Source organism: Veillonella sp., assembly GCF_041333735.1.
In the GTDB taxonomy this organism is placed as follows: Bacteria; Bacillota; Negativicutes; order Veillonellales; family Veillonellaceae; genus Veillonella.
In genome coordinates, this window is record NZ_JBGKFB010000001.1 from 1,970,242 (window position 1) to 1,984,639 (window position 14,398).

Consider the following 14,398-nt stretch of genomic DNA (forward strand, 5'->3'; position numbering starts at 1 on the left):
ATAGATGCTACATTACATGACAAATTATTTGCCGTAACGTTTGTTAAATTGTTCAATACGACCACGAGCTTGAGCTGCGCGTTGTTGACCAGTGAAGAACGGATGGCATTTGGAGCAAACGTCTACACGAAGGTCTTCTTTTACAGAGCCAGTTTTGAATGTGTTGCCACAACCGCAAGTTACTGTAGCTTCTTTATAGTCTGGATGAATACCTTGTTTCATTCTATACACCTCTTTCCGACAATCAATATTATTCTTATAGATTATAGCATGACATATGCACAAATGCAAGTTGCCAATACTATTCCTTGGATGCTTGTTTTTCTTCAATAGACTCAGCTAAGATGGTCTCTAAGTCACTTTCATTAAGGATGTCACGCAATGCGATGAGCTCCTCTAAGGAAAGGGTAATACCCTTTTTCATGCTTGTATATTCACTATCCCAAGCACGAAGGTCAAACTTAGGATTATATTTACCCCAGCTAGTGCATGTTAATTGTTTTTTCCAACCGTCTTTATCTTCAGATAAAGTACCAATAACTTTGAAGATTTCAAAATTAATAACAGCCATGGGTCCTCCTTTCTTACACATTCGTGTAGTATGTTTCATACCTACTATATTTAGTAGTTTATATTTTTTAGGATACGATATATTTTAAACTAAATATTAGACTTTTACAATTAGTTTTTATAATCGCTATAATCTTCAATATCAATAGATGTTGTTGGTGGCATAACTTGAGCGCCTAATTCATCTACTATAGATTTCCAATCCTCTGTCGCTTCTGTCACAGCCTTGATATACGCTTCATCAGCTGCTTGAACAGATGTGATTAGTTGAGCCTCATTGTTAACATCTAACACGCGTCGACGTACACTGCTAAGCATATAACCGAATGACTCATCTGTTTGAACGAGCATGGAAACTTCTTGAATCAATGTTTGACCAATAGTGCTACAGAAGTATGCATACCACATATAGGCTAATTCAGCATCTGGGAACATCCAATAGATGTCTTCTTTTGGTTCTTCTGTAGTAATATCTACATCTACATGGTCTGTATGACGTTTAAATGTAAGGAAATAAGCGCCATTTTCAATAAGAGCATTACGACCTAATTCAGAAACTCGGCTGTCGATACAGTAAATACCATCTTGTCCTAAGGCTACATCAGTTTGACCACCTGGTAGCAAAATAGAACGCAACGACAAGCCATAATTTAATACGGTAAAGACGGGCAATTGCGCAAATACACCATGAGGCAATGGAATATAATTAATCGTTTTCCATTCTTCGCCAACGCGTTCACGAAGGCCAACACGCATCTTTTTAACATCATATTTGCCATATACAATTTCATAGGCTCCTAATGGAGTCCACTCACGGATAGCTTCCACACGCTTTTGATTCAAGAAGAATTGCAATGCCATATTATTCAAACCTAATTGATTTTGAGCCATCGTTGCAGGTAAGAATAATTGTGCAGTTCCTTCCGGGACAAGATTATGTAAACCATTAGCCACTTCTTCCACAATATCTTCAGAGGATTGGAACATGCCAACCGTTCCTGTAAAGATATGATCAAAATAGCTGCGATGAGGCCATTGATTAATAATTTGCGCCATCGGATATAAACGTGTCAAAATGCTATAACACACTGGAGATGCCGTATAAAGCACAACTTTTTTATCTTCATAAGATTGAAGGATTTCTTCAATCATACTTGTGTATTCTTCTACATAAGCATATAGAACGAGTTCGCCCGTTTTACTATGGGCTTCGATACTTTCACGAACAGGAGTCTCCCAGATAGTACCAACATCTAGACCATCTAAAATACCTGTGTCGCTAATAAAATCAAATAATTCGACTCTAAAGGAAGGACCATATAGAGCTTGGAATGTATTCAAATCATATGGAACAGGGCCAAAAGACTCTACTGTAGATTTTTCCGCTAACGCATATAAATCATCAGCCGTAACGCCCCACTCACGGGAGCTAGCATTACTAGAAATTAATTGATCTAACACTTTAAAACGCATTAACTCATTTACAATATCAATACCTTCAATGCCATGAGTAGCACAAAGGGCAATAAATTCTTCGTTATTTACTTTCATATTAAACCTTTCCAGCTGAAGGACATAAGTGATTTAAAAAACATTCTTCACATAATGGCTTACGAGCCTTACATAGTTTACGACCATGATAAATCAACCAGTGATGGGCAGCAGCCCAATCCTCTTTAGGAATTGCCTTCTGCAACTTTAATTCCATCTCTTCTGGTGTTTTAGCAATTCCCAGTTTTAATCGGTTAGACACACGGAATACATGAGTATCTACAGCAATCGCTGGCGTACCAAACAATACAGATACTACCACATTTGCAGTCTTACGACCTACACCAGGTAATTCAACGAGTTGATCAAACTCCCGTGGCACTTCCCCATGGTATTGTTCTACTAGAATCTGACAAGTTGCAATCAAATTTTTGGCTTTAGATTTATAAAGGCCACAGTCCTTAATCAGAGTTTCTAATTTGGTAACCCCAACTGCTAGCATCTTAGCCGGATGATTTAGTTCAGGAAATAACCGTTTAGTAACGATATTAACTCTCTCATCCGTACATTGTGCAGATAATACAACTGCCACTAATAATTCAAATTCATTTGTATACTCAAGGGCAGGTTTTGCATCAAAATAATGCTCTTCCAATAATTTCAATTGCTCTGCCTTTATTGCTTTTGTTACACGCATACAGCTCTCCTTTCTCACTTGTGAAAGTACAGTCGCGTACAACTTATATCTTACCATACGTATTCATTTAGTTCTATGTTATAATAAATCATGTTATTCTAATATAGAATACAGGAGGTCAATATGAGCAATATTAACGATACATTAAAACGTATAAATGAACTAGCAGCAAAGAAAAAATCTGGGCAACAACTCACACCAGAGGAATTAGCAGAAAAAAAAGAACTTTATGAGATTTACTTAAGCTTCATTCGAGGCCAAATCACAGATACATTGGACCGTGTTGAATTCGTGGATCCAGAAACAGGTGAACGTACAGCTCCTAAACGAGCACTTGAAGACTTGGCTAAAGAAGCTGACCAAGATATTAAAGAACATAAAGACATTCACTAATGCAAGAAAAGCCACTTGATACATGGATCAAGTGGCTTTTCACATAAGGTTTACTTATCTATTATAATTTACCAAAGCGTTTCATAGCATTATAAATTTTTTCAGCTAGTCCTGTCATTTGGAATTTAGGAATACCACAAGCAGCTACGCGAATACCATTAGCTAAAGCGATAACATAGATATGTTCTTTTTTCAACTCTTCACAAATAGCATTAGCAGAATCTGTAGGAATCGTAATAAAGAAACCACCGCGATATGGTAACATAGGAAGACCAACTTGTGCTGCTTCTTGTTTAAATATATCAGCACGATCGCGAATCAATTGATAATAGCAATTACGTTCATCTTCATAAGCTTTAAACTTAGCTGGATCAGCTACAATATTTGCCATTGTACGCATTGCAGGGCGGCAAATATTAGACCATGTAGCACGGCTTGTAGATTTGTTGATTTCTAAAAATTCATCAGCAATTTCTTCATCATCAGAAATACCAATCAAGGCACCTACACGTTGACCATACATAGTGAATCCTTTAGACAAGCTATAGCAAACACATGTAAGGATTTCTTTTGGCAAATGACTGAATTTACTAAAGAATGCACGAACCTCTTCTTTTTCACCAGAATAATCAAGGTATGCTACATCAATGCCAATGATTACATTATTACGGCCTATAGCAACCAGTTCTTTCAAGAAGTTAAGGATAGATTCCCAATCTTTATCCTCTATAGAGTAACCTGTTGGGTTATTACCAGGTGTATTAAACACAATTAAAACATTTGTTTGTTTCGCAGCTAATTCATTTACACGATTTTGGAACGCTTCATGGTTAAAGTTATTATGTTCATCAAATAAAGAATACGTAACAAGTGTACGACCTACATCGCTACAAATTATACGATAGGCACCCCAGAACCAATCAGCAGTCAATACCTCATCACCAGGTTCTGTATAGTTATGAATTAAGTGATGGATACCGCCAGTACCACCAGCTGTAGCGATGCTACGGATGTGACCTTCTGGACGAGAATTACCAAAACATTCTTTCTCAGCAGCTGCTAAAAACTCTGGAATACCTGCAATTGGGGCATAACCAATATGTTCAGTGTCATTAAGACCCAAATATTCTTCTTTAACGGTTTTGAGGAAAACTAATTTGCCATCTTCATCGTGAATAGCACCTAAAGTACCATTTACAACGTTCTCTCGACCATTTTCTTTAGCATCAGCTAATGCTTGTCCAGCAGTTACGAAGATCACATCTTTAAGTTTTTTCCCTTTCGCATGTTTTGCAGCAACACTTGTCATAACTTACACCATCCTATCTAAAATGAATTATTACATATTTATCATACCTAAACTTATTTAATTATACAATGTGTATTTAGAAAATATATTGTATACATAAGAAATAATATTAACTACTAAAAAATATATTATAAAATTAAGGTGTATAGCATAATAAGAGATTTCATACAAAAAATATTTATAAATAATATATCATTTTTTGTATATAAAAAAAGACCACTCATTTGAGTGGTCTTTAGTATCCTTAGAAGGAGTAGCCTACACCAGCGTGTAAACCATTTGCAGTTTTATCGTTATCATTTACGCTATATTTATCATAGCCATAGTATACATTCAAGTCTACATCAGGGCGAACTTCATATTGAGCACCTACTTGGTAAGTTTGCTTAATATCATTGCCCCAACCAGCTTTAGCAAAACCGTTAACTTTTTCTGTCAATGGTACATGACCAATAACACCAACTTGGAAACCTAATTCAGTATCATTTGTACGAATTGCAGTACCAGCACCATATACGTTAACATTTGGATGCACTTTATAAACTAATGCTAATTGATGATTTTTAATGTCACCATTTTTTGCATTTAATTTATCATAAGAATATTGTACTGCAGTTTTATCAGAAAGATCGTGTTGCAAAGAAACACCAAAACCGTCGTTGCTATTGCCGCCACCTTTAGATACATGTTGTTTAAATGCATAATCAGCTTGTACTTTAGTGGAACCGTCGCTAATTTTTGTTACAGGTGCTGCAGCGAATGCACTACCTGCTACAACTGTTGCTGCTAGAGTTAATAATACTAATTTCTTCATTTGTACCTCCTATACACATATCTCAAGATATGTCTTACTAAGTTACTTATTTACGAATGTTTTTATTATACATTCTATAAATTAGCGTTTCATGAATACAGGGATATCTGGGATACCGCTGTTAGTTGTTGTAGTGGATGCTGGACGAGATGTTGTAGTTGTTTTACCGAATTCTGGTACGCTTTTAGCGTTATTGCCAAAACCAGTTGCTACAACAGTAACTTGAACTTTATCGCCTAAGCTTTCATCAATAACAGAACCGAAGATGATATTTGCATCAGGATCTGCTGCATCAGAAATAATTTGAGCTGCTTCATTCACTTCAAAAATACCCAAATCGGAGCTACCAGAAATATTAAGCAAGATACCTTTTGCACCATCAATGGAAGTTTCCAACAATGGGCTATTGATAGCCATTTTAGCAGCATCTGCAGCACGGTTTTCACCTGTACCTTCACCAATACCCATCAATGCTTCGCCTTGATTAGTCATGATAGTTTTAACGTCTGCAAAGTCGAGGTTGATTAAACCAGGAATTTGAATCAAATCAGAAATACCTTTGATACCTTGACGAAGAACTTCATCAGCTTTACTAAAAGCATCAGATACGGAACATTTTTTATCTACTACTTGTAATAATTTATCATTAGGAATAACGATGATTGTATCAACTTTTTGAGTCAAGAACTCAATGCCTTTTTCTGCTGCAGCACGACGACGTTTGCCTTCAAATGCGAAAGGTTTAGTTACAACGCCTACTGTTAATGCACCAACTTCTTTAGCACATTCAGCTACGATTGGAGCAGCACCAGTACCAGTACCACCGCCCATACCAGCAGTTACGAATACCATATCAGCACCTTCAAGTGCTTTAGTGATTTCTTCACGACTTTCTTGAGCTGCTTCTTCACCGATTTGTGGATTAGCACCTGCGCCAAGACCTTTAGTAACTTTTTCACCGATTTGAATTGTTACATCCGCTTTAGACAATTCAAGCACTTGGTTTTCTGTATTAACAGCTAAAAATTGAACACCTTTAATTTGGTTATCAACCATACGATTAACAGCGTTATTACCGCCGCCACCAACACCGATAACTTTAATATTTGCAAAATCAGACATTGAACTTCCTCCTCTTATCGTTATCTATCGTATCAATATACGTCCCAATGTATCGATTTATATACTGACTATCTTATAACAATTACATTTATTTTACACTAAAATTTAAAAACTTTCCACTATATAGAATGTGATTTATTAGAACCGCTTAGTCATAATTATCTTGCGTATAGCGCCTACATTAATAAATACACGCAACCCAAACCCAATAAGGGCCACATAGTATAGGTTAATGCCTATTAAATCACCAACATATACAAGAATAACAGCTAATACCATATTTGAAAAGAACCCAATGACAAAGTTACTGAGATCAAAGGTTCTTTCCAATGCTGCTCGACTGCCACCAAATACTGCATCTAAAGCTGCTAGAACAGCTACAGAAGTATAATTCGAATAACTAGCGGGGATATGAAGTGGTGCTATCCATCCTAAGATAGCCCCTATAATTAGGCCAATGATGGCAAAGATATAGATATTCATTCTTTACCTCCTAACTCATTAGGCTTCATATGTTCTTCTCTAAAAGTACCTGTGAAAGCAGGAATCGCTACATCCTCTTCTTGCTTTATAGTTACCTTTATACCCCAATGTTTAAGCGAATCTACTACACCACCACGCATAGTTAGCGCCGAATTTAATGTCTTTGGATCTCCAATAGCTTTTACCGTAAAAGGAGCGCCAAAGACCTTACCATTTACAGTAATAGTTGGTCCTGAACATCGTATTTCAGACGTTCCTATAAGGCGTTGATCATTAATAGCTATTGCTTCAGCCCCACCAGCCCGTAATTCATTAACAATCCTAAGAATATCTTCATCATGAATTACATACAAATTGGGATTTTCACCACTTTGAACAGGCTTTAAGCTATCTTCAATCAAAACGCTAACACCTGGACCTTTAACATTTGTTAAAGCCGCTTTCATCATGAGCTGTTCATCAGCTTTACCATCGCCATTAGCGCCAGTTTTTTTTAGTGATTCAATTTGCTTTAATAAAGCATCCCGTTCACTCTGGGCCTCTCGCAATTGTACTGCTAAATCACCAGTCCGTTGTAAGCGAATATTTTCTTCTATATTATCTTGCGTCATCTTATATTGGGTTACAACCATAAACCCCAATATACAGCTGACTATGGCAATTGCCCACCGTTCGTGTCTCACGACAATCATCTACCTTTTATTTTCAACATGACCTTATTTATCTTGTTTTTGTCTCATCCTTCTTAGTAGATGAATTTTCTGTAGTCGGTGCTCCATTTTGATGCTTTTTGCCTTCTGGCATCACATCGGTTTTAATGTACGGTGACGAAACATTTACATCTATATACTGTACATTACCATGAGTCTTTTTAATATCTTGTAACATCGACTGAGTTAGCTCTGCTTTTTTTGCTAAGTCTTTGCCATCTCCCAGTCGAATCTGCACACCTGAAACAGTATATGCCATTATTGCATCAGGATCTCCGATATTAACCTCTGCAATATTCTTGAATGTCTCCTCATCAAGAGAGTTCAAATATTCAAGAGCAGCCAATATCGGCTTATCTACCACCGTATCTCCTAAGAGTATATTTCCAGCTTTTACACCAGAAATCATAGGCACCGATGTATCTTGAATAGCAGGCTCAGATGCAATCACTTGACCTTTACCATCAAGGGTCAAATATCCAAACTGAGCTGGTACAACGGCAACAGCCTTGCGTTCCACCACATTTACCACCATTGTAAGTGGCAACTGATAGCTAATTTGAGCCTCTTCGACACGTAAGTCTTTCGACAATCTAGTTTTTAATTTTTCTGTACTAATTTGCAATATATTAACAGGTTCATGTATATCACCTGCTACCATTACATCTTGTACAGTTACCTTATCCGATCCAGTAACTTTTAAGGATCCAAAAGGAATAGGTAGTGTAAACAACCCCACCAACACGAGAGTAACTGCACCACCGATTTTTAACACTCGTTTTCTAAATACAGCCCGTTCATCACGAACAGGTGTAGAAGACTGCATCTCCCCAGAGTTGGATGGATGGTTTTGCTTATCATCCATAGTTAACTCCTTATCTTCTATTAGCCCTTAAAATTTCCCTATACTAGCTGTTAATAGAATTTTCTCACATAATGTTGGGAAGTCGATTCCCATTTCTTTAGCTGCTTTTGGTACTAAAGACGTTGCTGTCATACCAGGCACAGTGTTATATTCAAGAACATACATCTTATCTGCATGATCTGTCATAACATCAACACGAATGACACCACTGCCTTGTACTTCGCGATACACAAGTTCCCCAATGCGTTGCATTTCAGCAGTCATTTCTTCACTAATAGGTGCTGGCACTAAATACTCTGTAGCACCTACAGTATACTTACTCTTGTAGTCATATTCACCAGAATGTGGACGAATTTCAATAACAGACAATGCTTTACCATCTAAAACAGATACTGTAAATTCACGACCATCAAGGAATTGTTCTACCACGAGAATAGGGTCATATTTAAGAGCTTCTGTTACAGCCTCTTCTAACTGAGCTTCATCGCGAACGATGGTAACCCCAATACTAGAACCTTGAGTAGCAGATTTCACAACTACTGGAATTGTAAAATTTTTACGGATGTGTTCGATAATAGCCTCTGCAGATTCAAGATTACCATTGAAGGACTCGGACGCCGCCGTAGGAATATTGGCACCTTTAAACACATCTTTACTTACTTTTTTGTTCATCCCTACTGCATGAGCCATAATACCGGACCCAGTGTATGGAATTTCAGCCATTTCTAATAAGCCTTGTAATGCACCGTCTTCACCATAACGGCCGTGAATGGCATTAAATACGACTTCACCACCGAGGGCTTCAATATCTTTTAAAACAGTACGTGGATTAAGTTCTAATGTTTGGGCATTATAACCTTTACTTTCAAGTGCCTCCGCAATAGCAGCACCAGTACGGCGAGATACCTCCGCCTCTTTGGAAGGACCACCCATTAATACGATTATTTTTTTATCTTTCATTGTAAGCCTTCCTCCAATATAGCTAATAATTTTGGCCCATATTGATTAATAGAACCTGCACCCATGGTGATAACTAGGTCGTTAGGTCTTACTATTTTCGCTAATACCTCAGGTAAATCGTCAACAGATGGTACATAATTTACGTCTTGACCTGTGGCCGCTTTAATAGCATTTGGAATCGTATTGCCATCAATACCAGAGATTGGATCTTCACCAGAGCTATAAATATCTGTCATATATACTTCATCAGCACTTGTGAAAGCAGTAGCAAATTCATCCTTTAACAAGCTTGTGCGAGTAAAGCGATGTGGCTGGAATACACAGATAACACGATGTTTTTCCAACTCTTTTGCTGCTTTCAATGTTGCTTTAATTTCTGTAGGATGATGAGCATAGTCATCAACAACCCATACACCTGCTACGTGACCTTTTGTTTCGAAACGACGTTTTGCACCGATAAACTTACCTAAACCTTTAGTAATAATGCGCGTTTCTATACCACAGCAATCATGAGCAACAATAAAGGCAGCCAATGAATTCAATACATTATGTTCACCAGGAACTCGTAAGCGAATGCGCTCAACATTCACACCATTATGGTATACATCATATACCAAAGTAGAGTCTACATAGTGAATATTTTTAGCTACATAGTCATTATTATCACTTAAGCCATATGTAATGAAATTACGATTTACACGGCTCATAACATAACGAATATTCTCATTATCGCCACATACAATTGCTTTGCCAGATTCTGGTAACGTTTCGACAAACTCACAAAAAGCATTTAACAAATTATCCATTGTTTTGTAATGATCCATATGATCATCTTCAATGTTAGTAATAACAATAGTATGTGGGCGTAGTTTCAAAAAAGACCCATCACTTTCATCTGCTTCAACTACAGAGAAATGCCCCTTACCTAGACAACTACTACCTTTTAAATAATCTACTTCACCACCGATAATAACTGTTGGATCAGCTTCTGCTTCTACTAAAATTTGACCAATCATAGATGTAGTAGAAGTTTTACCGTGAGCACCAGCTACTGCAATGCCATCTGTTACGTCTAACACAGCTTTTACAATATCGGAACGGTGTAAAATTGTAATACCTTGCTCTTTAGCAGCTACAATTTCAGGGTTATCTTCGCGAATAGCCGTAGAACGAACTACAGCATCAACGCCTTTTACATAATCTTTATTATGACCAATATGAACCGTAGCGCCCATACTTCTGAACTTTTCAATAACTGCAGAATCAGCTACATCTGAACCAGATACGTCATAACCTTTTTGAATTAAAATATTCGCTATAGCACGCATACCAGACCCACCTATACCAATAAGATGAATCTTATGAATACCGTCTAACATAAAACCTCTCCTTGTTACTTTGCAATAGATAACGCTAATTTTGCAATATCATGAGCCGCATTAGGTTTACCTAACTGCAACGCTCGTTCTCCCATTTGTGACAATAAATCACGATTGGCCATAAACATTTCAATTTCCCCTATCAAATCATGGGCACTTAACATTTGATCAACAATCATATGAGCTGCCCCTTCTTGAACAAAAATACGGGCATTATAGGTTTGATGATCTTCCGCTGCATATGGATATGGTACCAATACAGACGGAATACCTCGAACTGCTAGTTCAGCAAGACCGATAGCACCAGACCTAAAGACTGCTAAATCAGCTGCCGCCAATGCTTTTGGCATATCGTGTAAATATGGCAGAATCAATGAGGAATTACCTAAACCATCACTATCAGTAATACCAAGCTGGGATAACACAGATTGATATTCCCCATCCCCTGTAATATGGATTAATTTAATTCCATCTGTTCCTTGAAAATGCTTATGTACATCTATCATAGCATTATTGATAGTTCTCGCCCCACGAGAACCACCGGCTATAAGAACGGTGAACGTGTCATCACTTAAATTAAAATAATTACGTCCATCTTCCCTAGTATCAACTAATACATCAGGACGTACTGGATTACCAGTATATACTACGCGTTTTGCCTTTGAAAAAGATGATTCTGCATCCTTGTAGCCCATAGCGACTACATCAACAAAACGGCTTAGAATTTTATTTGTAATGCCTGCAATGACATTTTGTTCCTGTATCAACGTTGGAATATTGCGCAATGCTGCGGCCATAAGAATAGGACCACAAACATAACCACCTGTACCAATAACTACATCAGGCTTAAAGTTGGAAATGATTGTATTAGCTTTCACAAGAGAAAAAGCAGTCTTGCCTAACGTCACCAACGTACCAAAAGATAATTTACGTTGCAAACCTTGTACAGGTAATGTAGTAAATTCAATGCCTTCTTTAGGCACTAAGGTAGCCTCTAAGCCTCTTTCCGTTCCTACATATAAAACCTGTGCATCAGGGTTCTGCTTCATAATTTCCTTATATATAGTTATTGCTGGGTATATATGTCCACCAGTGCCACCACCTGAAATAATGATACGTTTCATTAATGGTGTCTCCCTTCTTGCAACATATGAACACAGTTTTTAAAATCATCGCCACGTTCTTCAAAACAGCTATACCAATCAAAACTTGAGCAAGCTGGCGATAATAATACAATATCACCTTGGGCAGCCAATTTATAACCCTGTTCCACAGCATCTTTCATAGATGAAGCTCTATAAATAGGCTGAACACCAGCCTCTTTTGCAGCAGCTTCAAATCGATCCGCCGCTTCCCCCATAAAGATAACAGCTTTTGTATGATGTTTAACAAGCTGCATAAAGTCTTCTAACGGAGTCATTTTATCATGACCACCAGCTAATAAAATAACGGATTGATCAAAGGATTCCAATGCTTTTACAACAGAATCTACATTGGTTGCTTTAGAATCATTATAGAATGTAATTCCATCAAGAGTTTTAACTCGCTCTAATCGGTGTTCAACACCATGGAACTCGCTTATAATACGATGAATAGTTTCTACCGGCACCCCTAACGCATAAGCTAAAGCGATAACAGTTAAAATATTTTCAATATTATGGCTACCTGGAATGTGGATATCAGCACTACCAATAACAGGTGTTGCTGTACCATTCTTTGTTACATAACATTGTCCTTTATCATAGTAAGCACCATTTGAAACCACTTGATGTTGACTAATTTCAAGGATATGGCTAGGTACACGATGTTTCATGTCTGCTACAATGGGATCATCAATATTAAGCACCATAAAATCTGTACTCAATTGATTTTCAAAGATGCGTTCCTTCGCAGCAATATAATTTTCCATTGTCTTATGACGAGCTAAATGATCTGGTGTAATATTGAGCATAATAGCACCAATCGGTCTAAAATGCTTAATTGTTTCTAATTGATAGCTAGATAACTCAGCTACCAAAAAACCATCTGCTGGCATAGAATAAGCTACTTCACTAAGAGAATCGCCGATATTGCCACCAACGCGAACTGGCTTTCCAGTTCCTTCCAATACCTTAGTTAATAATGTTGTAGTAGTGGTCTTACCATTTGTACCTGTAACGGCTACAATTGGCGATTTAGATAACTCATAAGCCACTTCTACTTCACTAACCACATCAACACCACGAGCTTGAGCGGCTTTTACAATGGGAATATCTAGAGAAATACCTGGAGAAATAACAATGCGATCCACGCCATCAAGCAAGGATTCATCTTGTCTACCTGTAATAATATCTACACCCGCTGATACAAGTCTTTTTTCCTCATCTGTAGGCAGTGTAACAGGCTTATAATCATTTAACACTACATGGGCCCCAACTTGAGCTAATACCCAAGACGCGCCTATACCGCTGGCACCAGCGCCCAGAACAAGTATATGTTTGTCTCCGTATTCCATCTGTATCACCTAAATTATCAACAAAAATAATGTATTCCTATCTTATAAGCATACCATTATTTGCGGCTTCCGTTAAGTATTATCTTACAAAGTTATAGTCGCTAAAATGACACCAATAACAGCTAATACAGCGCCACCAAACCAGAAGCGATTAACAACAGTTTGTTCAGCCCAACCAGACAACTCAAAATGATGGTGAATAGGGCTCATTTTAAACACTCGTACACCACGAGTTTTGAATGAAATAACTTGAATAATAACAGACAACGCTTCCATAACAAAAATACCGCCAATGACAACAAGTAATAGTTCTGTTTTTGTAAGAATTGCCATCGCCGCAAAAGCGCCACCTAATGCTAAAGAACCTGTATCCCCCATAAATACTTTTGCAGGGTTTACATTGTACACCAAGAAACCAAGACATACAGCGGCAACAATGGCGCCATAGTAAGCAACGCTTTCAGCGCCAATAGAATTTGTTGTGGATGCAGCCATAAGGCCGATAACGGAAAAGGCAATGGCAGCTACAGCAGATGTACCACTAGCTAAACCATCAAGACCATCTGTAAGATTTACAGCATTCGTAGCACCTACGATAATTAAAAATGCCAATACATAATAAGCCCAACCTAATTGAAGGTGAATATCTGCTACAGGAATCCACAATGTGGTAGGAATAACCATAATTTCAGTAATACAGTAACAGAATATGGCAGCCAAAATAAATTGACCTAGTAATTTTTGCTTTGCTGTCAAACCAAGATTACGTTTTTTTACAGCTTTTACAAAATCATCAAAAAAGCCCAATAAACAATGACCTAATGTTAAGAATAATAACATACCAGTACCCACATTCCACGGTGCAAATAAAGCAACCCCAATGACGAGGGCTACCATCATGAAAGCGCCACCCATTGTTGGTGTACCAGCTTTTGCTTGATGACTTTCTGGACCTTCTTCACGAATACTTTGTTGTGCGTGCAAAGAACGCAACATAGGAATAGCAAATTTACCTAGCACTACCGTAATAATAAAGGTTACTACGAAGGCTAATAGAATGTGATATATCATACGAATCCTCTACTCATTAATAAACAGATGACGGCTAGAT

At 37.6% G+C, this 14,398-nt stretch carries 16 protein-coding genes; 1 reads left to right on the forward strand and 15 read right to left on the reverse strand.

What is annotated here, in order from left to right:
* Positions 1–24 precede the first annotated feature (24 nt).
* The 4 genes from rpmE to nth form a co-directional block, all read right to left on the reverse strand.
* Positions 25–222: a 50S ribosomal protein L31 gene (gene rpmE / locus ACDF53_RS09125; protein ID WP_004696185.1), complete on the reverse strand. Its 198-nt coding sequence runs from the start codon at positions 220–222 to the stop codon at positions 25–27.
* A gap of 79 nt (positions 223–301) precedes the next feature.
* On the reverse strand, positions 302–571 hold the full coding sequence (locus ACDF53_RS09130) for a YdbC family protein (RefSeq protein WP_005386267.1): 270 nt from the start codon (positions 569–571) through the stop codon (positions 302–304).
* A 110-nt stretch (positions 572–681) separates the two neighbouring features.
* Positions 682–2,121, reverse strand: coding sequence for a hypothetical protein (locus tag ACDF53_RS09135; RefSeq protein WP_370816126.1), 1,440 nt, complete (start codon positions 2,119–2,121; stop codon positions 682–684).
* A 1-nt stretch (position 2,122) separates the two neighbouring features.
* Complete coding sequence (gene nth / locus ACDF53_RS09140; protein WP_370816127.1) at positions 2,123–2,758, reverse strand: endonuclease III; 636 nt, start codon at positions 2,756–2,758, stop codon at positions 2,123–2,125.
* Between the two features lie 123 nt (positions 2,759–2,881).
* Between nth and ACDF53_RS09145 the strand changes: the two genes are divergently transcribed.
* Entirely contained in the window at positions 2,882–3,151 is a 270-nt protein-coding gene (locus tag ACDF53_RS09145; protein WP_370816128.1) for a DUF896 domain-containing protein, read from the forward strand.
* A gap of 61 nt (positions 3,152–3,212) precedes the next feature.
* Here the strand turns inward: ACDF53_RS09145 and ACDF53_RS09150 are convergent, their stop codons facing one another.
* From ACDF53_RS09150 to mraY, 11 genes are all read right to left on the reverse strand, one after another.
* Positions 3,213–4,460, reverse strand: a complete 1,248-nt coding sequence (locus ACDF53_RS09150; protein WP_370816130.1) for an aminotransferase class I/II-fold pyridoxal phosphate-dependent enzyme — start codon at positions 4,458–4,460, stop codon at positions 3,213–3,215.
* 244 nt (positions 4,461–4,704) lie between these two features.
* Entirely contained in the window at positions 4,705–5,274 is a 570-nt protein-coding gene (locus tag ACDF53_RS09155) for an outer membrane beta-barrel protein (RefSeq protein WP_370816131.1), read from the reverse strand.
* Between the two features lie 81 nt (positions 5,275–5,355).
* Positions 5,356–6,396: a cell division protein FtsZ gene (gene ftsZ, locus ACDF53_RS09160; protein ID WP_005386247.1), complete on the reverse strand. Its 1,041-nt coding sequence runs from the start codon at positions 6,394–6,396 to the stop codon at positions 5,356–5,358.
* A gap of 138 nt (positions 6,397–6,534) precedes the next feature.
* Complete coding sequence (locus tag ACDF53_RS09165; protein ID WP_005386246.1) at positions 6,535–6,879, reverse strand: small basic family protein; 345 nt, start codon at positions 6,877–6,879, stop codon at positions 6,535–6,537.
* Positions 6,876–7,571, reverse strand: coding sequence for a DUF881 domain-containing protein (locus ACDF53_RS09170; RefSeq protein WP_295805331.1), 696 nt, complete (start codon positions 7,569–7,571; stop codon positions 6,876–6,878). Before ACDF53_RS09170 ends, ACDF53_RS09165 begins: the two co-directional genes overlap by 4 nt.
* Before the next feature lie 28 nt (positions 7,572–7,599).
* Positions 7,600–8,454: a cell division protein FtsQ/DivIB gene (locus ACDF53_RS09175; protein ID WP_105089334.1), complete on the reverse strand. Its 855-nt coding sequence runs from the start codon at positions 8,452–8,454 to the stop codon at positions 7,600–7,602.
* A gap of 27 nt (positions 8,455–8,481) precedes the next feature.
* Complete coding sequence (locus ACDF53_RS09180) at positions 8,482–9,414, reverse strand: D-alanine--D-alanine ligase (RefSeq protein WP_370816135.1); 933 nt, start codon at positions 9,412–9,414, stop codon at positions 8,482–8,484.
* Positions 9,411–10,793, reverse strand: coding sequence for a UDP-N-acetylmuramate--L-alanine ligase (gene murC / locus ACDF53_RS09185; protein WP_370816137.1), 1,383 nt, complete (start codon positions 10,791–10,793; stop codon positions 9,411–9,413). The genes ACDF53_RS09180 and murC overlap by 4 nt, the downstream gene beginning before the upstream one ends.
* A gap of 14 nt (positions 10,794–10,807) precedes the next feature.
* Complete coding sequence (murG, locus tag ACDF53_RS09190; protein ID WP_370816140.1) at positions 10,808–11,917, reverse strand: undecaprenyldiphospho-muramoylpentapeptide beta-N-acetylglucosaminyltransferase; 1,110 nt, start codon at positions 11,915–11,917, stop codon at positions 10,808–10,810.
* Positions 11,917–13,287 carry a UDP-N-acetylmuramoyl-L-alanine--D-glutamate ligase gene (gene murD, locus ACDF53_RS09195; RefSeq protein ID WP_370816142.1) on the reverse strand — a complete coding sequence of 457 codons (1,371 nt, stop codon included), beginning with the start codon at positions 13,285–13,287 and terminating at the stop codon, positions 11,917–11,919. Before murD ends, murG begins: the two co-directional genes overlap by 1 nt.
* A gap of 84 nt (positions 13,288–13,371) precedes the next feature.
* On the reverse strand, positions 13,372–14,358 hold the full coding sequence (gene mraY, locus ACDF53_RS09200; protein ID WP_005386234.1) for a phospho-N-acetylmuramoyl-pentapeptide-transferase: 987 nt from the start codon (positions 14,356–14,358) through the stop codon (positions 13,372–13,374).
* Positions 14,359–14,398: the final 40 nt, after the last annotated feature.